Raw genomic sequence first — 25,260 nt, 5'->3', positions numbered from 1 at the left:
ATGGCCAATGCATTGAAGAAGGTGGACGCCGTGATCGTCGGCTTTGGCTGGACGGGGGCCATCATGGCCAAGGAGCTGACCGAGGCCGGCCTGCACGTGGTTGCGCTGGAGCGCGGGCCCATGCAGGACACGTACCCTGACGGCAGTTATCCGCAAGTCATCGACGAGCTGACCTACAGCGTGCGCAAGAAACTGTTCGTGGACCTTTCCAAGGAAACGGTGACCATACGCCATACCGTCAACGATGTAGCGCTGCCGTACCGCCAGCTGGGCGCGTTCTTGCCTGGCAAGGGGGTGGGCGGTGCCGGTTTGCACTGGTCGGGGGTGCACTTTCGTGTCGACCCGATGGAGCTGCGCATGCGCAGCCACTACGAAGAGCGCTACGGCAAATCGTTCATTCCCCAGGACATGACCATTCAGGATTTCGGCGTCAGCTACGAAGAACTGGAACCCTACTTCGACTTTGCCGAGAAGGTGTTCGGCACCTCTGGCCAGGCCTGGACGGTCAAGGGTGAGCTGGTCGGGCAGGGCAAGGGCGGCAACCCGTTTGCCCCAGACCGCTCCAATCCGTTCCCGCTGCCCTCGCAGAAGAACGTGGTGTCGGCCCAGGTTTTCCAGAAGGCCACCGCGTCGTTGGGCTATCACCCTTACAACCTGCCCTCGGCCAACACATCCGGCCCTTACACCAACCCGTATGGCGCTCAGATGGGACCGTGCAATTTCTGCGGCTTCTGCAGCGGCTACGTGTGCTACATGTATTCCAAGGCGTCGCCCAACGTGAACATCCTGCCAGCGTTGCGCCAGGTGGAGCACTTCGAGCTAAGGCCCAATGCCCATGTGCTGAAGGTGAACCTGGACGACAGCAAGCAGCGTGCGACCGGCGTGACCTATATCGACGCCCAGGGCCGTGAAGTCGAACAGCCGGCTGACCTGGTGATCCTGTCGGCCTTTCAGTTCAACAATGTCCGCCTGATGCTGCTTTCTGGCATCGGCAAGCCCTACGACCCGGTCAAGAATGAGGGTGTGGTCGGGCGCAATTTCGCCTATCAGAACATGGGCACCGTCAAGGCCTTCTTCGACAAGGACTTGCACACCAACAACTTCATCGGCGCCGGTGGCAATGGCGTGGCGATCGACGACTTCAACGCCGACAATTTCGACCATGGCCCCCACGGCTTCGTCGGTGGCTCACCGATGTGGGTCAACCAGGCAGGGACGCGGCCCATTGCAGGTGTAGGCAACCCCCCGGGCACCCCCGCCTGGGGCAGTGCCTGGAAAAAGGCCACGGCCGACTACTACACCCATCAGATCTCCATGGATGCGCACGGCGCGCACCAGTCTTACCGCGGCAATTACCTGGACCTGGACCCAACCTACCGTGATGCCTATGGCCTGCCGCTGCTGCGCATGACCTTCGATTGGCAGGAAAACGACATCCGCATGAATCAGTTCATGGTCGGCAAGCTCAGCGCCATCGCCAAGGCCATGAACCCCAAGGCCATTGCGGTGCTGGGCAAGCAAGTGAACGAGCATTTCAATACTGCCACCTACCAGACCACTCACCTCAACGGTGGGGCGATCATGGGGACTGACCCTAAAACCAGCGCCTTGAACCGCTATTTGCAGTGCTGGGATGTGCACAACGTGTTCGTGCCTGGGGCCTCGGCATTCCCGCAGGGGCTTGGCTACAACCCGACCGGCCTGGTCGCTGCGCTGACCTACTGGTCGGCGCGGGCCATTCGTGAACGGTACCTGAAGAATCCCGGCCCCCTGGTGGCGGTGTAAGGAGCGATGAGCATGAACAGAATGTTGATCGCCACCGTCCTGATCGGTGTAGGCATGACGGCGCAGGCAGCGCAGGACGAGCCGGCGCTGGTCAGCCAGGGTGAGTACCTGGCGCGGGCAGGAGACTGTGTGGCGTGCCACACGGCCAAAGACGGCAAGCCGTTCGCAGGCGGGTTGCCGATGGAAACGCCGATCGGCACGATCTATTCGACCAATATCACGCCCTCATCCGAGGGCATTGGTCATTACAGTTTCGAAGATTTCGACCGTGCCCTGCGCCATGGGGTCCGCAAGGATGGCAGTACGCTGTACCCGGCCATGCCATACCCGTCCTATGCCCGGTTGACCGAACCCGACATGCAGGCGTTGTACGCCTACTTCATGAAAGGCGTGGCGCCCGTGCAGGAGCCGAACAAGGACACGGACATTCCTTGGCCCTTGAGCATGCGTTGGCCGTTGTCGATCTGGCGCAGTGTATTCGCCCCGGACCCTGAACCCTGGCAGCCATTGCCCGAGCGAGATCCGGTGGTTGATCGCGGAGCTTACCTGGTCGAAGGCCTGGGCCACTGCGGTGCCTGCCATACCCCAAGGGCACTGACCATGCAGGAAAAAGCATTAAGTGCAGAGGAGGGCGATGCCTTCCTGGCCGGCAGCGCGCCGCTCGAAGGTTGGGTGGCGAAGAATCTGCGAGGCGATCACAAGGATGGCCTGGGCAGTTGGAGCGAGGCGCAACTGGTGCAGTTTCTCAAGACTGGCCGCAGTGACACCAGTGCCGTGTTCGGTGGCATGAGCGATGTGGTGCAGCACAGCATGCAGTACATGAGCGACGCCGACCTGACGGCCATCGCGCGCTACTTGAAGACCTTGCCGCCCAGCAATCCGAATGACACGCCCCACGTCTATGACCAGCAAGTAGCGGATGCGCTGTGGAAGGGCGACGACAGCAAGCCTGGGGCTGGGGTGTATATCGACAATTGCGCCGCCTGCCACCGTACCGATGGCAAGGGATACACGCGCGTCTTTCCAGCGCTTGCCGGTAACCCGGTGGTGCAGACCCAGGATGCTACCTCGTTGATCCATTTGATCCTCAAGGGCGGGACCCTGCCTGCGACCCGCACTGCGCCCTCGACCTTCACCATGCCGGCCTATGGCTGGCGCCTGAGCGATCAGGAGGTGACTGACGTGGTCAACTTCATCCGCACCAGTTGGGGTAACCAGGGGGAGCCTATCGAGGTCAAGGCGGTGAAAAAGCTGCGCACGAGCGACATGAAGCAGACATCGGGTGATGACCTGGGGCAGGTGACTGAGCATTAAAATCCGGCAAGCCGGTCGACCCTCAAATCGCGCTTGCGAGGTGAGGGTCAAGACGGTATCTACCCGGAAACAAGCGGCACGGAGGATTCCCGATCAACGGTGGATTGACGCGCACAGGTGTTTTTGTTCTAGTGAAACCGGTTTCATCATGATCACAACAACCATAAGGTCCCATCATGAGCCCAGCACCCGCGCCAGTGCGCGACCGTGTCACCATCAGCGAGGTGGCCCGTGTCGCAGGCGTCTCGAAGGCCACCGTTTCCCGGTACATCGGGGGCGATCGCCAATTGCTGGCCGATGCCACTGCCCAGCGCCTGGGCGAGGTGATCGAGCAGCTTGGCTATCGGCCGAACCAGATGGCGCGCGGGCTCAAGCGCGGGCAGACACGGCTGATCGGCATGTTGGTCGCCGATATTCTCAACCCCTATTCGGTCGCCGTTATGCACGGCGTGGAGACGGCGTGCCGCCAGCATGGCTACAGCCTGGTCGTGTGCAACACCAACCGCGATGACGAGCAAGAGCGCCACCACCTGCGCGCCTTGCAGTCTTACAACGTGGAAGGACTGATCGTGAACACCTTGGGCCACCACCCGGGTGAGTTGCTTACCGTCATGCGCGACCTGCCCATTGTGCTGGTCGACCGGCAGTTGCCTGAGCTCAACGCCGACCTGGTCGGCCTGGACAATGCGCACGCGATGCAGCAGGGTATCGAGCATCTACACGCCCGTGGTTACCGAAACATCCTCGCCATTACCGAGCCGCTGGACGGTACCAGCTCGCGAGCCGAGCGCGTCCAGGCGCTGACAGCCCTTGTCCAAACCCGTGCTGACATGCAGTGCCAGGTGGTGCCAACCGGCCCTGAACTGTCGCAAGCGCTCACCCGCTTCCTGGGGAGCGACGGCACCCGTCCCAAGGCACTTTTCACCCTCAATGGTGTTGCGACGCTGGCGGTGACCACCGCATTGCGCGAGGCCGGGCATGCGCTGTTCGGTGAGGTCGGGGTGATCGCATTGGACGACCTTGACTGGTATCCCTTGGTTGGCAACGGCATCACGGCCCTGGCGCAGCCCACCGAACGCATCGGTATGGCAGCCTTCGAACACTTGCTCAGTCGCCTGCACGGTGAACAAGGCGTCGCCCGGCGCATCGATTTCAAAGCGTCGCTGATCATACGAGGTTCCACCCACCCACGCTGAACACAACGGCGGCCTGGGCCTTGCCCGCGATGCCTGCCGCTTAAAAATGAAACCGGTTTCATAGGACAATAACAATGCATGCAAATCCTGTTTCCATCAGCCTGTCCAGCTACGGCGCAGACTTCGTCCGACACCGCGGCCAGGAGCAGTTCATCGATCTGCTGGCCAGCGCCGGGGCAAGCCGCGTGGAGTTACGTGAGGAGTTGTTCTCATGTCAGCCCGACCCGACTGCCCTGGGTGCATTCATCGCCGGTGCAGGGCTGCAGTGTCTGTACTCCACGCCGCTGGAGCTCTGGTGCGCCCAAGGGGTCCTCGCGCCCGAGTTGAAGGCCAAGCTGCGCATCGCCAAGGCACTTGGAGCTGTGGCGGTGAAGGTGTCCCTGGGGCATTACCGGGGTGACGTCGACATGCGGGCATTGCGGGCGCTGCTGTCCGAGGACGGCCCGGTATTGCTGGTCGAGAACGACCAGACTGAGCACGGTGGGCGGATAGCGCCGCTCGTGTGTTTCTTCGAACAGGCACAGGCATGCGGTGTGCGCGTCGGCATGACGTTCGACATCGGCAACTGGCAGTGGCTGGAGGAGCCTGTGCTGGAGGCCGCCAACCGGCTTGGACGTTGGGTGGAGTACGTGCATTGCAAGGCAGTGATACGCCATGCCACCGGGCGCTTGGCTGCCGCGGCACCTCAGGCGCCCGACCTTGAGCACTGGCAGCAGATACTGGCCCATTTCACACCTGGGGTGGTACGCGCGGTCGAATACCCGCTGCTCGGCGAAGACTTGTTGACCGTAACGCGCAGCCATGTACGTCAACTGTCCGCACTGGGTGCGCGCCATCACGCACGGGAGCTGAGCCATGCCTGATCATGACGTGTTGTGCTTCGGCGAGACCATGGCCATGTTCGTGGCCGACGATGTGGGGGATCTTGCACAGGTCGGGCGGTTCGGCAAACGCATTGCCGGCGCCGACAGCAATGTCGCCATCGGGTTGTCGCGGCTTGGCTTTGGGGTGCGCTGGATCAGCCGGGTAGGCAACGACTCGCTGGGGCGCTTCGTGCTCGACAGCTTGCGTGCAGAAGGGCTCGACTGCGCGGATGTGCAGGTTGACCCCATTCATCCTACGGGTTTTCAACTGAAGGCGCGCTGCGATGACGGCAGTGATCCGGTCGTCGAGTATTTCCGGCGTGGCTCGGCAGCCAGCCACATGAGTGCTTCGATGCTGGATCCTGCCTGGCTGAGCGCGGGCCACCTGCATGTAACCGGCATTTCGCTGGCGCTGTCGGATGGCTGTCGGACGCTGGCCCAGGCGTTGGTCAGCCAGATGCGCACAGCCGGTCGCACCATCTCATTCGACCCCAACCTGCGCCCGACGCTATGGCCCGACAAGCAGCGCATGATCGAGGAGATCAACGCCATTGCTGCCCAGGCCAACTGGGTGTTGCCGGGGCTGGAGGAGGGGCGTCTGCTCACGGGTCGTCAGACACCTGCCGAGATCGCCGGCTTTTACCTGGACCTTGGTGTGGACCTGGTGGTGATCAAGCTGGGCGAGGCGGGCGCCTATTACCGCAGCGCCAACGACGAGGGCCAGGTCGCGGCCGTACCCGCGCCATGGGTGGTCGACACCGTGGGCGCTGGCGATGCCTTCGCCGTCGGTGTGCTCAGCGCCTTGCTCGAAGGCCAGCCCGTCGTGCACGCCGTTGCCCGTGGCAATTGGTGCGGCAGCCGCGCCGTGCAGTCGCGCGGTGACATGGAGGGCTTGCCGCGCCGGCAGGACCTGACGGCATACGAATTCCCACATAACCCTGAAATACGCACGGCCTGAATCACCTGTCGCACAAAAACAACAAGCTCAGGAGAAACTCACCATGAAACGTACAAGCCTGGCGCCACGCCGCTGGTGGTACATCATCCCCATCGTGTTCATCACCTACAGCCTTGCCTACCTGGACCGTGCCAACTACGGCTTCGCAGCAGCATCGGGCATGGCCGAAGACCTGCACATCACCCCTGTGCTGTCCTCACTACTGGGTGCGCTGTTCTTTCTGGGCTACTTCTTCTTCCAGGTGCCGGGTGCTATCTATGCCGAAAAGCGCAGCGTCAAGAAGCTTATCTTCGTCTGCCTGATCCTGTGGGGTGGGCTGGCCACGCTGACCGGCATGGTCAGCAACGTGTACATGTTGATCGGCATCCGTTTTCTGCTGGGCGTGGTGGAGGCGGCGGTGATGCCGGCCATGCTGGTCTACCTGTGCCATTGGTTCACCCGTGCGGAACGCTCGCGTGCCAACACCTTCCTGATGCTGGGCAACCCAGTGACCATCCTGTGGATGTCGGTGGTATCGGGCTACCTGATCAAGCATTTCGACTGGCGCTGGATGTTCATCATCGAAGGCTTGCCGGCGGTGATCTGGGCGTTTTGCTGGTGGCGCCTGGTCGATGACCGGCCTGCGCAGGTTTCCTGGCTGAGCGAGCAGGAGAAAAATGATCTGCAACAGGCACTGGCAGCAGAGCAGCAGGGCATCAAGCCGGTCAAGAACTACCGTGAGGCGTTTCGCTCGCCGCAGGTGATCATCCTGTCACTGCAGTATTTCTGCTGGAGCATTGGCGTATATGGCTTCGTGCTGTGGCTGCCCTCGATCCTCAAGCAGGCGGCCAACGTCGACATCGTCGAGGCCGGCTGGCTGGCCTCGGTGCCTTACCTGGCGGCGGTGATCGCCATGGTGGGCGTCTCCTGGGCCTCTGATCGGATGCAACGGCGCAAGCGCTTCGTGTGGCCACCGCTGCTGGTGGCGGCGCTCGCTTTCTACGGCTCCTACGCATTGGGGACCGAACACTTCTGGTTGTCGTACGCCCTGCTGGTGGTCGCCGGGGCCTGCATGTATGCCCCCTACGGTCCGTTCTTCGCAATCGTGCCCGAGATTCTGCCGGCCAACGTGGCCGGTGGCGCCATGGCCTTGATCAACAGCATGGGCGCGCTGGGCTCATTCGGTGGCTCGTGGCTGGTGGGATACCTCAACGGCGCCACGGGTAGCCCCGCAGCGTCGTACCTGTTCATGTGTGGCGCGCTGCTGTGTGCCGTTGCCCTGACCGCAGCACTGAACAACTCAACCACCTCCGGGCGCGCCAAGACGCCTTGCCTGCGTCCGGTCACCCCCTTCAGGAACCCAACATGAAAAAACGCATCGTGTTGTACAAGGCGTTGTCCCACGACTTGCTCGCGCGCCTTCAGGCCGCGGCAGAGGTCATCACCGTCGACCTGGCCCGCCCCGATGGGGTGGCGCGCTTGCGTGATGCGCTGCCCGGCGCCCACGGCCTGCTAGGCGCCAGTTTGCGCCTGGATGCCAGCCTGCTCGACCTGGCGCCCGAGCTTGAGGTCATTTCCAGTGTGTCGGTGGGGGTGGACAACTACGACATCGCCGACCTTGATCGACGCGGCATCGTGCTCACCCATACGCCCGATGTGTTGACCGAAACCACGGCCGACACTGGCTTCGCACTGATCCTGGCCACGGCCAGGCGGGTGGTGGAACTGGCCAACTGGGTGCGCGATGGTCATTGGCAATCAAGCCTTGGCCCTGCGCAGTTCGGCAGCGACGTACACGGCAAGACGCTGGGCATCGTCGGCATGGGGCGTATCGGCGAAGCACTGGCGCGGCGGGCGGCCGCGGGTTTCGGCATGCAGGTGATCTACCACAGCCAGCGACCCAAGCCTGACGTCGAGGCCCGCTACGGGGCCAGACGCGTTGCGCTGGACGCGCTATTGGCGCAGGCAGATTTCGTCTGCCTCACCGTCCCGTTGAGCGCAGCTACCGAGGGGCTGATCGGGCGCAAGGAACTGGCGCTTATGAAACCTGCGGCCATCCTGATCAATATCTCCCGAGGGCGTGTCGTGGACGAACAGGCGCTGATCGATGCCCTCGAAACACGGCGCATCCGCGGCGCGGGCCTGGATGTGTTCGTTCAGGAGCCATTGGCGGTCGACTCGCCTTTGCTGCGGCTGGCTAACGTGGTGGCCACCCCGCACATAGGTTCGGCCACCGAAGACACCCGGCAAGCGATGGCGCGTTGCGCCGTGGACAACATGCTCGCCGCGCTAGCGGGTAGACGCCCAGCCAACGCGGTCAACGGCTGATGCGCCGCCGCTGAGGATGGTTGATCAGCGGCAGTTGCCGGCTTTGCGGTAGCCCGCTGCCTGGGCTTCTACCTCGGTCGCGAAGGCGACCTGGTTCTTGGGCGCGACCTGGTGATAGCCCGGGCACCCGACAGACAAGTGATACACGTGGCTGTTGCGGTTGCCCAGTACGGCGCCCACGGGGGCTTGGCTTGCTACGGTGGTACGGGCAGGCGCCGCCAGCGCTGGCTGCACGCCATCGCCCGTTGGGGTGTAGTTCAGGGTCCACTTGCGTTCGCCCGTGACGAACGGGTTGGCGTGGCCCATGATGGCGGAAATGCGTCTGTCGCGCTCTTTTTCCCAGGCTGAAACGGGGTGCTGGCGGTCCCATGCCATCAGCAGCTGTTGCTGTTGGCGAGACATGTTCAGGCGGTAGCGATCGAACATGTAGAACGTGGTACGGGCGACCAGGCCCTTGACTTCATCTCTGGGCTCGGCCGCGCGCTGGGCAAAATCCACCTTGGTCGTGCACTGGCCATATTCGCCCTGGTTGCCACTGACCATGCCGTAGTTGAAATTGCTGCGGTCACCGTTGACCTCACCCACGGCAGGGTAGAGGTTGAAGAGGTCGGCCTCCATGGCGCGGAATACCGGGTCGCTGTCCACACAGTGCTCCCGGCCGCCGTTTTTCCAGCACTGGCGTTGGTTGCCGAAGGTATGGGCCGGCACGATGTGCTCCCACTCGGTGCGCTCGGCGCGGTTTTGCTGTTTGCGGGTCTGGTAGCCACACGAAGCCGCGTCGATCCGTCCGCCTGACTTGCCTACCCATGTCCACTGGCAGCCGCAATACAGCTCGCCCATGGCGCTCTTGTCCTGGTCCATGTAGACCTGCTGCTTGGCCACGACCTTGGCTTCAGCAAAAGTGGAGGGCGGGTTTGCCCAGGCAGGGCTACTTAGAATCAGAAGTAGATGAAGGGCGTAACGCAATGATTTCATGGGTAAACAACACGCAGATTACTGGGGCGTGCATTGTAGTACTTCTACCCAGAGCAGACAGCACGCATTGACCACCACGCGTAGGAAAACGGGTGGCCAATGGTCGCAGGGAAGGCGTGATGCTATTTGAAACCCGTGACTGCATGGGGCACGTAGGGTGCCTCGAGTCGAGCGGTCTCCTCAGCCGTCAGGCGCAGGTCGATGGCGGCCAAGGCGTCGTCCAGGTGCGCGGGCTTGGACGCACCGACGATGGGCGAGCTGACCCCTTGCTTGCCCAGTACCCAGGCAAGCGCCACTTGGGCCATCGGCACGCCACGCTCCTGGGCAATCTGTTCGACCACGTCGATGACGCGTCCGTCTTGCGCCTCGGTTTTCTCGAAGAATGACTGCCCGGACAGATCGGTGCGGGTCCGTTCGGTCTGCTGCCCGTTGGGGCGGGTCAGGCGACCACGTGCCATGGGGCTCCAGGGCATGAGCCCGACGCCCTGATCCAGGCACAGGGGAATCATTTCGCGCTCTTCTTCACGGTACAGCAGGTTCAAAAAGTTCTGCATCGACACGAAACGGCTCCAGCCGTTGCTGGTGGCCACCTGCTGCGCCTTGGCAAATTGCCAGGCATACATCGACGAAGCGCCGATATAGCGGGCCTTGCCCGCCCTGACCACGTCATTGAGCGCTTCCATGGTCTCTTCGATGGGAGTGGTGTAGTCCCAGCGGTGGATCTGGTACAGGTCGACGTAGTCGGTGCCCAAACGCGACAGGCTGGCGTCGATACTGGTCATGATCGCCTTGCGCGACAACCCTTGCTCATTGGGACGGCTGGCGCCCTGCCACATGTTGGCCGGGTAGAAAACCTTGGTGGCGATCACCGTCTCGTCACGCCGGGTGAATTCCTTGAGCAGTTTGCCGAGGATCACCTCTGAGGTGCCCGCGGAATAGCTATTGGCCGTGTCGAAAAAGTTGATGCCCTGCTCGACGGCATGGCGAATGATGGGCCTGCTCGCGTCTTCGCCCAGTGTCCAGGGGTGCGTGCCGGCATCCGGCTCGCCGAAGGTCATGCAGCCCAGGCACAACCTGGAAATGTCCAACCCGGTGGTACCCAATTTCACGTATTGCATCAGTGTGTCCTCGTCAGCCTTTGAATAGGTGCAGCGTACCCGCGTTGGCCATGCGGGCAAATTCCGTGTTGCTGCAAGTGGGACCTGCAGGAATTCACAAGCGCAACAGGGGCTTGATCTGCTGGTGCAGGAAATCGGTCACTGCCTTTATCCGCGGCGTGGCGCGCACGTCTTCATGCACCGCCAGCCAGATCTCGATGCTGATGGTCTGCTCAGGCTGGCCAGCCACGGTCAACCCGTGCTCATGGGCCATGAAGGCGGGCAGGCAAGCGATGCCTATACTTCCGGCACACGCCTGGGCCTGGATGCGCAAGTCGTTGCTCAGCAAGGCGAAGGGTTGCTCGCCCGCCTGGCGGTTGAGCCACTGTTGCTGCGGTGAATGGGCCTGGGAGGCGTCATAACCAATGTACCGGCGTGCCGAACCGCTAGCTTGGTAATCGGCACTGGCATACAAACGATAGTCCAGGTGCCCGAGCAGGCTGACCACCAGGGTCGGCTCGGTGGGCCGTGACAGGACGATGCTGATGTCGGCCTCGCGCCTGGCCAGGGATGCCCGAGATTTGCTGCCCACCAGCCGCAGGCGCAGTTGGGGGTAGTGCTTGTAAAGGTCCCCCAGGCGCCTTGCGATGATGCTGCCCAGCAAGGCGGGCGGTGCCGAGATGATCACTTCACCTTCTACCGTTTGTTGACCGGCGCTGGCAAAGTGTTCGAGGGCGAAGGACGATGCGGCCATCTGACCGGCCAACTCGCCTACGCGCTCGCCATCCTCGGTGAGCACATAGGCCCGTGCGCGGCGGTCGACCAGCTTCAGGTTGAGCGAAGCCTCGAGGGATGCGATCCGCCGAGCGACGGTAGCGTGGTCGACTAACAGTACCCTGGCGGCGGCAGACAGCGACCCGGTCGCGCAGAAGGTCGAGAAATGGCGTAAGTCTTCCCAATCGAACATGAGCGGGCTCGGCAGTTATAGGTCTGAGAGGGCCAGACACCGTCTTGGATACCAGCCCGTGCGGGAATGTAGCCTTGGCTCAAGCGCCGCCTTTCATGCGCCGTGCGACAACATAGAGCCCCAGCCCCAGCAGCGCCATGGCAGCGCCGATGTAACCTGTACTGGTCCAGCCCAACCCCGCCGTGATCGCCATGCCTCCCAACCATGGGCCCAGGGCGTTGGCCAAGTTGAAGGCGGCATGGTTCGAGGCCGCTGCAAGGCTTGGGGCTTCGTGAGCGATGTCCATCAGGCGGATTTGCAAGGGCGCTGCCAGGGCGATCATGGTACCCACCAGGCCGATGCCCAGCAGCAGGCTCCACAGGTTCGCGGCGGCAAAGGTGAAGAACAGCAGGACCAACACCGACCACGCCAGCACCAGCCCCACGGCGCGGAACTGCAAGCGGTCGAACAATTTGCCGCCGACGATATTGCCGACAATGCCGCCCACGCCGAAGGCTGCCAGGCCGAACGGAATCCACTGCGGCGCCACGCGGGTCACTTCGAGCATGGTCGGGGCCAGGTAGCTGAACACGCAGAACATCCCGGCAAAGCCGATGGACGCAATGCCCAGCGCCATCCAGACCTGGGGCAAGGTGAAGGCCTTGAGCTCCTTGCGCGGGTCACTGCGCACCTCATCATGACGCTGGGGCACGAAGCGCCACACCATGGCGATGGTGCACACGGCAATCAGCCCGACCAGCACGAACGCCGAACGCCAGCCAAAGTACTGGCCCAGAAAGGTGGCGATCGGGTTGCCCAGCAACATGGCCAAGGTAAGCCCCATCATGACCCGAGCCACGGCGCCTGCGCGCTGGTTGTTGGCCACCATGCTCGAGGCCACGACTGCGGCAATGCCAAAGTACGCGCCGTGGGGCAGGCCGCTGATGAAGCGAAACGCGATCAGCCCGCCAAATGAAGGTGCGAAGGCGGTGGCCAAGTTACCCAGCGCATACAGGCCCATCAGCAACAGCAGCATGTGCTTGCGCAAAATCTTGGCGCCAAGGATGGCCAAGGTGGGTGCGCCCACCATGACCCCCAGCGCGTAGGCGCTGATGGCATGTCCGACCTGAGGTTCGCTCAGGTTCAGGTTACTGGCGATATCCGGCATCAGGCCCATGATGGCGAACTCACCGGTGCCAATGGCGAAGCTGCCCAGCGCCATGGCGGCTTCCATTTTTACGACCGTGCTTTTGCTGGGCAACGGGGAGGGTTCTAAAACTGACATCTGGCTCCTTGAAACATGCTGAAACGTTCAAGGGATGATAATGGCAACGCGAACGGTGCGTCGAGCCGCGCCGACTCGCTCGCCGACGCAACCAGCGGTCTTCTAACGGGCGCAAAAGTAGGGCGAATGCGAGGTGGAGTACAGATGTACTCCATAGCATTAGCGATCTAGATATTGACTCTGTCCGGCAAAGTCGATGAAGCGCTGGCTGGCCAGCGACAGGTACTCACCCGACCGCCAGCACAGCCGGAAACTCATCTGCTGGGCAGGCTCGAACGGCACACCGACGATACCTGGCGTTCGTAATTGCACGGAGCGCAGCAATGTGGCCACGCCCATGTTGTCCAGTGCAGCCTGGACCACCAACGAAACGAAATTGCTCTGCAATGCCACTTGGTAGGTAATGCCGTGTTCGGCAAAGAAGGCGTCGAGCAACTGGCGCTGCACGAATGTACGGTCGAACACCACCATGTCGGTGCTGCGCAGGTCTTCGGCAGTCAGGCTTGCCTTGCCGGCGTAGGGGTGATCCGGGTGCATGCAGGCCAGCATCTCGTCGCTGCCCAACAGGATCGATTCCTTATCCGCGGGCACGCGGCGGGACTCGAGCAGCGCCAGGTCGATTTCTCGTTGCTCTAGGCGCTGGCCAATGTCTTCGGCGCTGCCCTCGAACACGGTCATGGCGATGCCGGGATAAAGCCTGCGAAAGGCGTTCATCAACCCGGGCACATAGTGCAGGCCGAACATGGGCGGGATCCCCAGCCGCACTTCGCCGCGCTTGAGGTCGGCCATGTCACGCAGTGCCTGGCGGGCCACGTCCATCTCCCGCAAGGCTGATGCGATGCGGGGCAGAAATTGCTCGCCTTCCACGGTCAGTACCACCTTGCGCGTGGTGCGGTTGAACAAACTGACGCCCAGTTCTTCTTCAAGGCGGGTCACGGCCATGCTCAGCGCAGGCTGGGCGATATGCAGGTGCTGAGCGGCCTTGGTGAAGCTGCCTTGGCGGACGATTTCGACGCAACAACGCAGCGCCTTGAGATTCATTTAGGGCATTCCAGAATTGATAACGTTTTGTGATGCTCAGCATCATAACAATATATTTACTATTATTAACGCCAAGGCCTACGATGCGCGGCACTGAGACATCCTGCAACATCTCAGTCACGCAGCCAGCTGGCTGCATCCTCCCTGGATCTTGAGGTAGTACATTAAATGGCCAAGGCCGCCGATGTCGTTGTGCAATGCCTGGAAAACGAAGGTGTCGAGTATGTGTTCGGCATTCCCGGTGAAGAAAACCTCGACCTGCTCGAATCCCTGCGCAAGTCGAAGATCAAGCTGGTACTGACCCGCCATGAACAGTCTGCAGGCTTCATGGCTGCCACCTACGGTCGCCTGACCGGCAAGACCGGCGTCAGCCTCTCCACCCTGGGCCCTGGCGCCACCAACCTGGTCACCGCCAGCGCCTATGCCTACCTGGGCGGCATGCCGATGATGATGATCACCGGGCAGAAGCCGATCAAGAAGTCCAAGCAGGGCCGTTTCCAGATCATCGACGTGTGCGGCATGATGGACCCCATCACCAAGTACACCCACCAGTTCGCCTCGGCCGACAACATCCCGGCCCGCATGCGCGAAGCCTTCCGCCTGGCCGAGGAAGAAAAGCCGGGTGCCGTGCACCTGGAACTGCCTGAAGACATCGCCGCCGAGCAGACCGACGCCCTGCCTATTCCGCGCAGCCTGCACCGTCGTCCGCTGGCCGAGCACGTGGCCATCGAAGCGGCTGTGGAAAAACTGCAAAAGGCTCGCAGCCCGATTCTGGTGATCGGTGCCGGTGCCAACCGCAAGATGACGGCCAAGGTGCTCAAGCAGCTGATCGACAAGACCGGCATCCCGTTCATCACCACCCAGATGGGCAAGGGCGTGGTCGACGAGCGTCACCCGCGCTTCCTGGGCAACGCGGCGTTGTCGTCCGGTGATTTCGTGCACCGTGCGATCGAAGCGGCCGACCTGATCATCAACATCGGCCACGACGTGATCGAGAAGCCGCCGTTCTTCATGGTCCGTGGCGGCACCGAAGTCATCCACATCAGCTTCCGCTCCGCCGAAGTCGATGCCGTGTACTTCCCTCAGGTGGAAGTGATCGGCGACATCGCCAACGCCGTGTGGCAGATCAGCGAACAACTGACCGACACCGCGCACTGGGACTTCACCCGCCTGATGGCCATTCGTGAAGCCAACGAGGCGCAGATTGCCGAAGGCGGCGACGACGACCGCTTCCCGGTCTATCCACAGCGCCTGGTGGCCGATATCCGCCGTGTACTGCCTTCCGAGGGCATCGTGGCCCTGGACAACGGCATCTACAAGATCTGGTTTGCCCGCAACTACAAGGCGCACAAGCCCAACACCGTGCTGCTGGACAACGCCCTGGCGACCATGGGTGCCGGCTTGCCGTCGGCCATGGCCTCGCACCTGGTCTATCCGGACCGCCCGGTGATTTCGGTGTGCGGCGACGGCGGCTTCATGATGAACAGCCAGGAACTGGAAACCGCAGTGCGCCTGGGCATGCACATCACCGTGGTGATTCTGCGTGACGATGGCTACGGCATGATCCGCTGGAAGCAGGCCAACATGGGCTTCACCGACTTCGGCCTGGACTATGGCAACCCAGACTTCGTCAAGTACGCCGAAGCCTACGGCGCCACCGGCCACCGTGTCGAAAGCGCTGAGGGCCTGTTGCCACTGCTGGAGCACTGCATCACTACCCCAGGCGTTCATGTGATCGACTGCCCGGTCGACTACAGCGAAAACGACCGCATTCTCAACAGCGAGCTGCGTGAGCGAGCGCTGGCGATCTGAAGCGTACCCACACGCTGTGGCTGATCGCTGAGTCGTTCATCCTGTTGCATCGACCAGATGCAACAGGCGGTGAAGATGTAATCTCCCGCTGTATGCGGCGGCCGCAATGGCCGCCGTGCTTTGAGCGTCTTCAGTCCTGGGGTTCAAGCAGGCCACGAAGGCTCATCACGATGGTACTCATGTCATAGGGTTTGCGCGTGACCGGAATGTGCTTCAAGTGCGCGGGAATACTGATGCCATCGCCATAACCGGTTGCGAACAGGAAAGGGATGCGCCGACGTACCAATGCCTCGGCCACGGCAATGGACGTACCTCTTCCCAGGTTCACATCGAGAATGGCGGCGTCGGGTGAGTGCCGCTCCAATATCTGCAAGGCTTCCTGTTCGGAACTGGCCGTGATGACGTGCTCGATTTGGGCATCGTTGAGTATTTGCTCGAGGCCGATGGCAATGACCAACTGATCCTCCAGAATCATCACGCTCAGGCCAGGTCGTGCGGCGAATGCCTCTGTCGAATCGATCAGGGGCGAGGCAGCAGCAGGCGCAGGCTCGGATTCCGCGACCGCCAGGTGCCGGGCTGGCAGCGTGAACAAGCCCTGAACCCCTTCAGGGTAGTATTCCACGCTACTGGTACCGCCCAGATCGAACGGGATGCTGCGCTCGATGAGGACCGACCCGAAACCTCGACGCCTGGGCACCTGCACCGGCGGGCCACCGCTTTCCTGCCAGATAATGGCGCAGGCGCCCGCAGCGTCGATTGCCCAGCTGACGCACAGCCGCCCCCCTGGGCATGACAGCGCACCGTACTTGGCGGCGTTGGTCGCCAGTTCGTGCAGCACCAGGGCCATTACCGAGTAGGCCCTGGCATCGAGAATCACGTTGAGCCCTTGCATGACGATGTCGGCAATCGCCGTGCGATAAGGCGACAACTCGGCATCGAGCAACATCGCCAGGCGCCCACCACCGTCACCCCGCACGACCTGGTCGTGGGCCAGCGACAGGGCCTGGATGCGGCCTTGCAGGGTGTTCACGTAACCCTTGAGCGTCTGGCCCTCGGCCGTGGGATGGGCGACCAGTGCACCAATCAGTGACAGGATATTCTTGACCCTGTGGTTGAGCTCCTCATTGAGTACTCGCTGGCGAACCTCGGCCTTGGAGCGCTCGCTGGCCAGCAGTTCGCTGTTGTGCAGCAACACCTCGACGATGGCAGTCCGAATGGCGTCTCCGAACTGCCGATCCTGCTCCGACCAGGGCGCAGATTGCTGGTGCACGGTCTGTTTCCATATGGAAAAACTCGTGCGCGGCGTCAGCCGGTCGCCCATCGCGCCACTGGTATAGGTCTTGTTGGGGTCGCCCGCCCAGTCGAGGGTCTGCACCACTTCCTTGCGAAAGAACATGATGTAGTCCTGCGGGCGCTGCGAAATGGGGATGAGCAGCACGCCCGATACGTCGCTGAAGTAGGCCTGGGCCGCCGGATGGGCCTGGGACAGGCTATTCGATGCCCATGTTCTGGCCTCGGCCACGCTCTCGGCAAAGCGCAACAATTCAGGCACGCAGGTTCGGGGCGGAACGCTACCGGCACTCGACCAACGCCCTTGCAGCGAGATGCCGATGCCATCGCACGGGATCAGCGACATCAGCCTTGGCAGCCGGTCTTCGAAGAAGCTGTGCATGTCGGCGGCATGGTTGGCATCGCGCAGCATGAGGTCGAGCGTGTCGTGCACCTGCACGGCCGCTTCGAGTTGTTGCCGGCTGCGCAATGTTTCGATGTGCAGGGCAAAGAACTCGCCGAACATCTCGGCCGCCACTCGCCGGCCCATGGTCAGGTTGCGCGGTGAATAGTGGTGGCAGGCAATCAACCCCCACAGCGCGCCATTGACAATGATCGAGATGGACATGGTGGCACCCACGCCCATGTTCTGCAGGTATTCGCAGTGGATTGGGGAGACGCTGCGCAGGTGCGCATAGGACAGGTCCAATGGCTCGCCCGAAGGGTCCAGCACAGGCTCCAGGGCAACTGCCTCGAACTGCACGTCCGGGATGACCCGGATCGGGTTGCGCAGGTACAAGGCGCGTGCCTGCTGCGGGATGTCCGAAGCGGGAAAATACTGCCCCAGGAAGCTCTCCAGCGTACTGCGCTTGGCCTCGGCAATCACTTTGCCGGCGCCATCGGTGCCCAGTTGGTAGATCATCACCCGGTCGTAGCCCAGTACTGCACGGACAAACCGTGCGGCATCGCGGAACAGGCGGTCGGTCTGGTCGATTTCACGCAACTGCGCGATCAATGTGCGGGCGAGCTCGATGGGTTCCGCAACGTTTTGGCCGGCAGGCTCGAATTCCAGGATGGTGCTGCCCTTGAAGCGGTGCGCCGATACATCCACACGCCTGCCATCGGGCAGGGCGACTGCAAAGCTCAACGCCGGGCGCGAGCCTTCGCGTACCCGGGCCAGGGCATTGCGCAAGGTATGGGCGAGCTCCCCGCCAATCACGTCATCGAGTTTAAGGCCATTGAGTGGCAGCGCCGCCCCCAGTAACTGCGGCGCATTGACCGAGTGGCGCAAGATCACGGTTGCGGTGGCGTCGCAGGCCAGCAAGCAGCCATGGGGCTGGATGCTGCCAGGAATCTGAATGGGTTCGCGGTCGCAATTACTCAGGTTTACCTGTGGGTCGAGGGTCATTAGCCATGCCTGTAGATGATGTAGAGGCTGCCTGCGCGGCCGCCGCCGTCAGCCTAGCAGTACACCCGCGTACGGCAAAGCCGGTGAGTGCCCCGGATAGCAGTTTTGTGGGTGCCGGTCGTCTGCACCAGGTGCCCGCCCTTGTGCATGACAGGCTTCGGTGGTTTCATGCGCCCCATGATTGTGAAGGTAAACGCGCATGAGTCGTCCGCTTTTCATCGCTATGGATGGCCCCAAGGGCACTGGCAAGACCACGCTGCTCGAAGCACTGACCCAGGCGTTGCGAGCCCAGGGCAACAAGGTGGTCAGGCTGTGTGAGCGCAACAATGATCCACAGCGCGCGCAGACCATGGCGTTGGTCAATCAGCTGGCCAGGCAGCCTTCGCCAGCACTTGAGTGGCAGGTCTGCGAACAACTGGCCGAAAGTCGCGCCTGGATCACCCGGCACGTACTGCCGCGTCAACCTGGCGACAGCATTGTTCTGATCGACCGTTGGTACCCCTCGGACGCAGCGTTTCGCCGAACCGTGCCGTTCGATCAGGTTTTGCGGTTGAACATCGAACACGGCGTGCAGGTGCCTGACCTGAACATTGCGGTGCTCACCACAGCGCAAACGTCCTGGGCGAGGGCGGCGGCACGCCGCCGGGGCCTGGGCAGCACGGTGATGCATACCTTGCAGGAGCAGATCGCAAGCACCCAGGCGTTCAGCCGTGCTGCAAACAAGCACGGCTGGCTGCTCTGTCAGAATGACGGCACCGTGACGGCTGCAGTCGACCAGTTGATGGAGTCCATCACGCCGCTGTTGCACGCCTGAACGCGACCCTCGAGCCGCCGTGCTCAGAAGCCTTCCAACACAATCTTGCCCTTGGCCTTGCCGCTCTCGATGACCGCGTGCGCCCGTTTCAGGTTGCTCGCATTGATCGTCCCGAAGTGTTCACCCAACGTTGTCTTGAGCACACCGCTGTCGACCATCTCGCTGATACGACTGAGCAGTTGGTGCTGCTTGATCATGTCGGGCGTCTGATAGAGCGAGCGGGTGAACATCAGCTCCCAGTGCAGCGACAAGGATTTGCGCTTGAGTGGGACCACATCCAGCTGCGCCGGGTCATCGATCAAGGCAAGCTGCCCTTGCGGGCGCAGGACCTCGATCAGTTGCTCAAGGTAGGTGTCGGTATGGGTCAGGCTGATGACGTGATCGACCGCTTCAACACCGTGTGCGCTGAGCTGGGTGGCCAGCGGGGACGAGTGGTCGATGACCAGGTGTGCGCCCAGGTCCTTCACCCAGGCTTGGGTGTGGGCCCTGGATGCGGTAGCGATCACGGTCAACCCGGTCAATTGGCGAGCCAATTGCACCAGGATTGAACCCACCCCACCGGCAGCGCCGATGATCAGCAGGTGCTGACCCTGACCGCCGTTTTCTTCGAGGCGCAAGCGGTCGAACAGCAGCTCCCACGCCGTGATGGACGTCAGTGGCAGCGCGGCGGCGCTGGCAGCATCCAGGCTGGACGGCTTGCGCCCGACGATGCGCTCGTCTACCAGATGGAATTCGCTGTAGCAGCCGGGGCGGTCGATGGCGCCGGCGTAGAACACCTCATCCCCTGGCTGGAACAGCGTCACCTGCTCGCCCACCTCGCGGACAATACCGACCGCATCCCAGCCCAGCACTTGTGGCTGGTCACCGCCACGGCTGGCGCGAATCTTGGTATCGACCGGGTTGACTGCGATGGCCTTGACTTCGACCAGCAGGTCTCGCGCACCGGGGGACGGTTTGGGCAGGTCTGCATCATAGAGCGATTGAGGGTCTTGCAGCGGCAAGCCGGGCTGCGAGTAAACGACAGATTTCATGGGGCAGGGCCTTGAGTGAAAAGGTACCTGCCTAGGCTATTCCTATCGTTTGTGAAGAAAAACAGGCTTAGAGGATTAATACTTTCTTTTCAGGAGTGAAAACGGGAGGGTAGTCGATGCGCGAAGATTCAAACCTGAGGCCTGCATTGGCTCTAAGTTGTGAGGGGCCCGGCCTGACGGCGACGGGCTGCGAAGCAGCCCTGAAGCGGTGCATGGCACAACGCTTGCCGTAGGGGGCGGCAGGTCGTGCGACCTGCGCGGTCAGAAATCGACCGACGCACTTAGAGACAGCGTACGTGGCGCACCGAGTACCAGATAGTTCGAGCCTGGATACCCACCAGCGGAAGCCCAATAGTCACGACCGGCCACGTTGTCCAGACGCGCACGCAGGGTGACATCCTTCTCGTCGACCTTGAAGCCGTAGCGGGCCCCCAGGTCCAGCCGCGTCCATGAAGGGATCTCGAGGTTATTGGCATTGTTGATGTACTGACGGCCGGTGTAGACCACTCGGCTGGTCAGTGTCAGGCCGTTCACACCTGGCACGTCCCATTCGCCACCGATGTTGGCCTGGGTCTTGGGCACGCCGATGGCCTGGTTGCCGTCGTCCTGACCGTTCTGGGTCTTGGTGAGCTCAGCATCGAGGAGGGTGACGCCGCCAAGCAGACGCACGCCGGGCGTCGGCTCGCCGAACACCGACAACTCGATCCCGCGGTTGCGTTGTTCGCCGCCTTCTTTGAAGACGAGGTCCTCGACGATGCCGACAGGCTTGCGGGTTTCAAAGACTGCCAAGCTACCACCTAGACCACCGCCGTCGTATTTCACGCCTAGTTCCGTCTGCTTGGCAACGTAGGGCGCAAGGGAAGCTCCCGGATTGGATATTACGCCCTCGGAGCCATCGGGGAGTGTCGTCTTGGTGCCTGCAGTATCGCCTTTAGTCAAACCTTCAATGTAGTTGGCATAGATCGAGATCTGCTCATTCAGCTGGTAGACGATGCCAGCCACAGGAGTAGTCTCATAACGATTGTATTTTGACGTCTTATCGCCAGAATCATAGTCGTAACCCGTCACGTTTATCCCCTGACGACGTGCGCCAAGGGTGACCAACAACTGGTCATTGAAGAAGCCTAGCGTGTCGGCAATGGCCAGACTTTGGGTACGAGTCCTCGCAGTCACGTGCGGGTCGGACATATCGCCGCTGAACTGGTCGTTTTCGGGCTTGGCGATGTAGACCGGCTCATAGAGATCGCTGTTCAAACTACCGAAATTACTCGCCCAGGCATTGCGGTCCTTGTTGTCGAACATCGAGCCGGACAGCACCCACTGATGCGAGACCGGACCTGTTTGCAGGGTGTAGCGCATGCCCACCTCACCGGTGGACACGGTCTCTTCCCGGTAGTTGTCGAAGCGCGTCGAACGGGTCCCGCCATTGGCGTCGGAATAGGGGGTAGCCAGCACGTTCTTTTCCTCACCTTTGCGCATGCCGATGGCAGCCCAGGTGGTGAGTGCATCGGAGAGGTCATACTCGGCACGGAAGGTGCCGAATGTTTGCTTCTCCTTGGAGTACGTCCAGGGCAGGCCGTAGTTTTTGTCGGCGTCCGGTGGGCTGGGTGCGCGGCCTGTAGGGTATACGCTGGGCAGCGGGTTATCGATGAAATGGTACTGGTGGCCGATGTCGGCCGAAAGCCGCAGACGCTCGCCTTGGTAGTCCAGGCCCAGGGCGAACATGTCCAGGGAGCGGTCCTGGTCCTGTACCGCCGTCTCCCCGTCGCGCTTGGCCACGTTCACGCGAACGCCAAAACGGTCTTGCTCCCCGAAGCGCCGCGCCACGTCGGCCGAAACGGTACCGAAGCCCCGGTTTTCAACGCCAGCGGTCAGCCGGGTGAGGGGCTCGTTCGGGGCACGCTTGGGCAGGATGTTGATGGCGCCGCCGATGCCGGTGCCGCCGGGGGCAGCGCCGTTGAGGAAGGCATTGGCCCCGCGGAATACCTCGACCCGCTCGATGAACTCCGCCGCCACATATTGACGCGGCAGCAGGCCATAGAGGCCGTTGTAGGCGATGTCATCGGAATACAGCGGGAAGCCGCGCATGACATAGAGTTCCTGGAAGTTGCCGAAGCCACGGGCGACTCTCACGGAAGGATCGTTCTGCAGAATATCCGCGACGCTGTGCGCCTGCTGGTCCTGGATCAGTTGATTGGTATAGGAGGTGGATGTGAAGGGCGTCTCCATGTAGTCCTTGTTGCCCAGGATACCAACACGCCCACCGCGGGCTACTTGGCCCCCTTCATATTCAGGTACCAAGCCATCCCTGGAGGCGTCGGCGCTGGCCGAGACTGCGGTTTCTTCAAGCTCAAGAACCGTACCGGTGGTGCCGGCCGCATTGACGGGCTGTGCGACCGGCACCGGGATTTCCAGTGTGTTCTGGGCAAGTGTGAGCGGTGACGCCACGCTTGCGACCAACCCCAGGGGCAACCAGACGACAGTGTGCAACGCAGGCTTGCGGGCAAAATTTGGGAAGGGCATGTGAGAACCTGATGAAGGAATTGGAACGACAGGAAATGGCCTTGCAGCAAGGTGCAGAATTATAGCGAGTGGGAATCGTTATCGCTAAGCTTTTGTTTGCATCGCCGGGCCCAAGTTGTAACTCGATGGTTGCTTACGGGTCTCGTGGGTGCCGGCCACTAGCGGGTGCGGGTGGTCATCAGGGCGGGTGACCAACTGCGATGGCCACAGCGCGGGCAGGCAATGACGTCATGAAGTTGATGCTGTACCGGCAGACCACAACTGACGCAGCAATACAGGCCTGCTGCAGGTGGGGCGTCGTATTCCAGGCGGTGTTCAGGTGGCAGCACTGACAGTCCCGGCTGAGTGTCTTCGGCTTCGTAGAAGTAGAGGCTCAGTTCGCCGTCGGTCTCAAGCAAACCCAACCGCACCTGGCCCAGGTGCTCAACCCCTTGCTGGCGCAGCTCCATGAACAACTCGTTCGAGGAGATATTCAGGTTGCGCAACGAGTGGATTTCGTACTGCCCGTCCTTGACGACAGTGATCGGGAGGCCGTCGATCCAGGCTTCGCACGTCTTACTCCGGCGCATCAGGTAGATCGTACCGCGATACAGGAGCAGTAGCGTGACGAACACCAGGGCCACCGGCAGCAATGGCACATCTTCGTAGAAGGTCACATCGCCGGCGGCCGAACCCAGGGTGAGGATAACGACCAGTTCGAAGCGCGAAAGCTGCTTGATGCCACGCCGGCCGCTGAACTTCAGAAACAGAAACACGGCGAGAAAGGCCGCAACCACGCGCATCATCACTTCCATCAGAAACGTGACGGGCAAGTCACCCAGCAGCATCCTTTGCAGATCGAATGACTCCATCAAGCGCCCCCCATCGCCACCTTGTGATCAATTGACCTGAGGGTAATACCCACGGTTCAGCGTGGGCGTCGCCATGGGCTGAGCAAAGGAGGGTGGCATTTAAAGGAAGGGGATTTTCGAGCGGGCAAAAGAAAGCCCGCTGCTAGTCGGGCTTAAGTCTTTCTCATGGGGATGAGTTGATAATCCACTTGGCAACGTGAAAATTCGGTGAAATAAAAGTCCCCATTGTGTAGAGCGCTAATTTGAGCGGTAAAGCCGATGAACGGTCAGATTGTGAGATGACCCTTAAGGCAGTTGCGCCCGTGGCCATTCCAGATTCTGGACCAACGCCCGCAATCGCTGCCTGTCCTCATCCAACGGCAATGCCTGCTCGGCCCGCTTGAGCAACAAATCCACGTGCGCGATGCACGCTTGGCCAAAACGATCAGGCGCGATGTGCGCCAGGCTCGCCAGGGCCTTTACCAAGCGGATGTCCACTTCCAGCAAGCCGGCACCGTCCCGTGCAATCAGGGTGAAGAAGTCATCGAACATGTCGTCGACCGTTAAACCGCGCACATGCACGTTCTGAAACTGGCCATCGGTCGTTGTATCCGGCGCTTGCCGTGCCCATGTGGAAAAGCAGCGTACCCCACGGCCTATGACGTCGATGACCGTGCCAGAGTCATTGGTGGCGGGAGACAGTGCGCGGGATGCAATCTCTGCCAGCACCGAGAGCCCGAAGCGCGGGTCCTGGCCATAGGTGCGCCGTGCCCCGAGCGTCACTGCAGCCAGAATCTCAGCTTCAAGTTCTGCGGTATTGCCTGCCTGTACGCTGCACACGGCGCGTGCCAGTACCGTACCGTGATGCACGAAACTGCCCGGCAGCACTTCCAGGTAGATTACGGCACTGTACTTGTCGGCTGCGTGGGCGAGGGCGCTGACATCGACGTGTTGTACATAGCCGATGTCATCGCAGGGAATCGGTACTGCGTCCGGGTCAACCTGCGTAGCATCCGTGTAGGGCTGTGCCCCCAGGTAAGGCCACTGCGCGCGGCGCTTGAGCGCTGCAATGGCCGCGTCCTCCACGCGGTCGATGGTTTCCCCCACGCGGCCAAGCTTGGACAAGTGATCAATCCAGCGCAGCAGGGTGTACACGATCAGTACAATCATCACCAAGGTCACTGCAAACAACACTACACGGCCCTGAGCGCCATAAATGCCCGTACTCAGGGCGATGATGCCCACCAGGCTGAACAGAAAAGAGCCAATAAACGTCGCCAGGGCATTCTGTGTAGTGGCGTCCTCCATTACCAAGCTGGTCGCGCGAGGTGTCACGCCGCTGCTGGCGGCGCTGTAGGCCGACACCATGGTGCTGAGCGAAAACGTGGTCACCGCCAGCATGCTGGAGGCGATGATGCCCAGGATCTTGTCGACCGAGTCCGCCCCGACTTTCGCCGGCAACGACGCCGGCACCATGTCGCGCAAGGCAATGGCCAGCAGCGCGGTGAATACACCGATCAGGGAAAACAGGCTGGCGCGAAACCATAGCCTTTTCGTCGTTTGCGCAAGTGCCCAACGCCAGCGAGCGATCATGGTGGTCAATCTTCCTCAGTAGGTAGGCCGCAAGCAGGCTGAAGCTCTGCGGCATCGCCACGATTGAGTTCAAGTGGGTGCAGATAGTTTCGCGACCCGTGTTCGGGTTTTGCAAACGAGACGGAACGACGGCAGCGCTGCGGTATCCTTATACAAGGCGCTGGATTTGTATAAGTGCGAGCGCTCGACGTTATCCATCAAGCCCGATGCAGG

At 61.7% G+C, this 25,260-nt stretch carries 19 protein-coding genes; 9 read left to right on the top strand and 10 right to left on the bottom strand.

Features of this window, described 5'->3' with window-relative positions; all coding sequences use genetic code 11:
• The 7 genes from ACF8E5_RS11060 to ACF8E5_RS11030 all read left to right on the top strand — a co-directional run bounded on the left by ACF8E5_RS11060 (window position 1) and on the right by ACF8E5_RS11030 (window position 8,423).
• Window positions 1-1,785: a GMC family oxidoreductase gene (locus tag ACF8E5_RS11060; protein WP_058637743.1), complete on the top strand. Its 1,785-nt coding sequence runs from the start codon at window positions 1-3 to the stop codon at window positions 1,783-1,785.
• A 12-nt stretch (window positions 1,786-1,797) separates the two neighbouring features.
• Window positions 1,798-3,099: a c-type cytochrome gene (locus tag ACF8E5_RS11055; protein ID WP_392475269.1), complete on the top strand. Its 1,302-nt coding sequence runs from the start codon at window positions 1,798-1,800 to the stop codon at window positions 3,097-3,099.
• A gap of 176 nt (window positions 3,100-3,275) precedes the next feature.
• Window positions 3,276-4,295, top strand: a complete 1,020-nt coding sequence (locus ACF8E5_RS11050; RefSeq protein ID WP_058637741.1) for a LacI family DNA-binding transcriptional regulator — start codon at window positions 3,276-3,278, stop codon at window positions 4,293-4,295.
• Between the two features lie 74 nt (window positions 4,296-4,369).
• The gene (locus ACF8E5_RS11045; protein WP_392475268.1) at window positions 4,370-5,158 is read left to right on the top strand and encodes a sugar phosphate isomerase/epimerase family protein; all 789 of its coding nucleotides are present in this window, start codon (window positions 4,370-4,372) and stop codon (window positions 5,156-5,158) included.
• Complete coding sequence (locus tag ACF8E5_RS11040) at window positions 5,151-6,116, top strand: sugar kinase (RefSeq protein WP_326383478.1); 966 nt, start codon at window positions 5,151-5,153, stop codon at window positions 6,114-6,116. The genes ACF8E5_RS11045 and ACF8E5_RS11040 overlap by 8 nt, the downstream gene beginning before the upstream one ends.
• 43 nt (window positions 6,117-6,159) lie before the next feature.
• Window positions 6,160-7,464 (top strand): MFS transporter, encoded by a 1,305-nt coding sequence (locus ACF8E5_RS11035; RefSeq protein WP_392475267.1) that lies wholly within the window; start codon window positions 6,160-6,162, stop codon window positions 7,462-7,464.
• The gene (locus ACF8E5_RS11030) at window positions 7,461-8,423 is read left to right on the top strand and encodes a D-glycerate dehydrogenase (RefSeq protein ID WP_197844615.1); all 963 of its coding nucleotides are present in this window, start codon (window positions 7,461-7,463) and stop codon (window positions 8,421-8,423) included. The genes ACF8E5_RS11035 and ACF8E5_RS11030 overlap by 4 nt, the downstream gene beginning before the upstream one ends.
• 24 nt (window positions 8,424-8,447) lie before the next feature.
• On the opposite strand, the gene ACF8E5_RS11025 is transcribed toward ACF8E5_RS11030, so the two are convergent.
• From ACF8E5_RS11025 to ACF8E5_RS11005, 5 genes are all read right to left on the bottom strand, one after another.
• Window positions 8,448-9,398: an endonuclease gene (locus ACF8E5_RS11025; RefSeq protein ID WP_058637736.1), complete on the bottom strand. Its 951-nt coding sequence runs from the start codon at window positions 9,396-9,398 to the stop codon at window positions 8,448-8,450.
• Between the two features lie 122 nt (window positions 9,399-9,520).
• Entirely contained in the window at window positions 9,521-10,516 is a 996-nt protein-coding gene (locus tag ACF8E5_RS11020; RefSeq protein ID WP_058637735.1) for an aldo/keto reductase, read from the bottom strand.
• A gap of 94 nt (window positions 10,517-10,610) precedes the next feature.
• Window positions 10,611-11,462, bottom strand: coding sequence for a LysR family transcriptional regulator (locus ACF8E5_RS11015; protein WP_392475266.1), 852 nt, complete (start codon window positions 11,460-11,462; stop codon window positions 10,611-10,613).
• Window positions 11,463-11,541: 79 nt separating this feature from the next.
• Window positions 11,542-12,726 (bottom strand): MFS transporter, encoded by a 1,185-nt coding sequence (locus ACF8E5_RS11010; protein ID WP_178091303.1) that lies wholly within the window; start codon window positions 12,724-12,726, stop codon window positions 11,542-11,544.
• A gap of 159 nt (window positions 12,727-12,885) precedes the next feature.
• The gene (locus ACF8E5_RS11005; RefSeq protein ID WP_058604991.1) at window positions 12,886-13,767 is read right to left on the bottom strand and encodes a LysR family transcriptional regulator; all 882 of its coding nucleotides are present in this window, start codon (window positions 13,765-13,767) and stop codon (window positions 12,886-12,888) included.
• 168 nt (window positions 13,768-13,935) lie between these two features.
• Here ACF8E5_RS11005 and ACF8E5_RS11000 point away from each other — a divergent pair, with 168 nt between their 5' ends.
• The gene (locus ACF8E5_RS11000) at window positions 13,936-15,579 is read left to right on the top strand and encodes an acetolactate synthase large subunit (protein ID WP_058604990.1); all 1,644 of its coding nucleotides are present in this window, start codon (window positions 13,936-13,938) and stop codon (window positions 15,577-15,579) included.
• Between the two features lie 130 nt (window positions 15,580-15,709).
• On the opposite strand, the gene ACF8E5_RS10995 is transcribed toward ACF8E5_RS11000, so the two are convergent.
• Window positions 15,710-18,256 carry an HWE histidine kinase domain-containing protein gene (locus ACF8E5_RS10995; RefSeq protein ID WP_392475265.1) on the bottom strand — a complete coding sequence of 849 codons (2,547 nt, stop codon included), beginning with the start codon at window positions 18,254-18,256 and terminating at the stop codon, window positions 15,710-15,712.
• Window positions 18,257-18,455: 199 nt separating this feature from the next.
• Here ACF8E5_RS10995 and ACF8E5_RS10990 point away from each other — a divergent pair, with 199 nt between their 5' ends.
• Window positions 18,456-19,070 carry a thymidylate kinase gene (locus tag ACF8E5_RS10990; protein WP_058637732.1) on the top strand — a complete coding sequence of 205 codons (615 nt, stop codon included), beginning with the start codon at window positions 18,456-18,458 and terminating at the stop codon, window positions 19,068-19,070.
• A 23-nt stretch (window positions 19,071-19,093) separates the two neighbouring features.
• Here the strand turns inward: ACF8E5_RS10990 and ACF8E5_RS10985 are convergent, their stop codons facing one another.
• From ACF8E5_RS10985 to ACF8E5_RS10970, 4 genes are all read right to left on the bottom strand, one after another.
• On the bottom strand, window positions 19,094-20,101 hold the full coding sequence (locus ACF8E5_RS10985) for a zinc-binding alcohol dehydrogenase family protein (RefSeq protein ID WP_078478608.1): 1,008 nt from the start codon (window positions 20,099-20,101) through the stop codon (window positions 19,094-19,096).
• Window positions 20,102-20,362: 261 nt separating this feature from the next.
• Complete coding sequence (locus ACF8E5_RS10980; RefSeq protein WP_326383476.1) at window positions 20,363-22,624, bottom strand: TonB-dependent siderophore receptor; 2,262 nt, start codon at window positions 22,622-22,624, stop codon at window positions 20,363-20,365.
• A 158-nt stretch (window positions 22,625-22,782) separates the two neighbouring features.
• Entirely contained in the window at window positions 22,783-23,475 is a 693-nt protein-coding gene (locus ACF8E5_RS10975) for a DUF421 domain-containing protein (RefSeq protein ID WP_196127919.1), read from the bottom strand.
• A 285-nt stretch (window positions 23,476-23,760) separates the two neighbouring features.
• The gene (locus ACF8E5_RS10970; RefSeq protein WP_392475264.1) at window positions 23,761-25,047 is read right to left on the bottom strand and encodes a DUF2254 domain-containing protein; all 1,287 of its coding nucleotides are present in this window, start codon (window positions 25,045-25,047) and stop codon (window positions 23,761-23,763) included.
• Between the last annotated feature and the right edge of the window lie 213 nt (window positions 25,048-25,260).

It is taken from the genome of Pseudomonas sp. WSY_20, from assembly GCF_043104335.1.
Lineage (GTDB): Bacteria > Pseudomonadota > Gammaproteobacteria > Pseudomonadales > Pseudomonadaceae > Aquipseudomonas > Aquipseudomonas parafulva_B.
The sequence above is the reverse complement of the archived record's forward strand: the minus strand, read 5'-3'. Positions and strand labels throughout refer to the sequence as shown.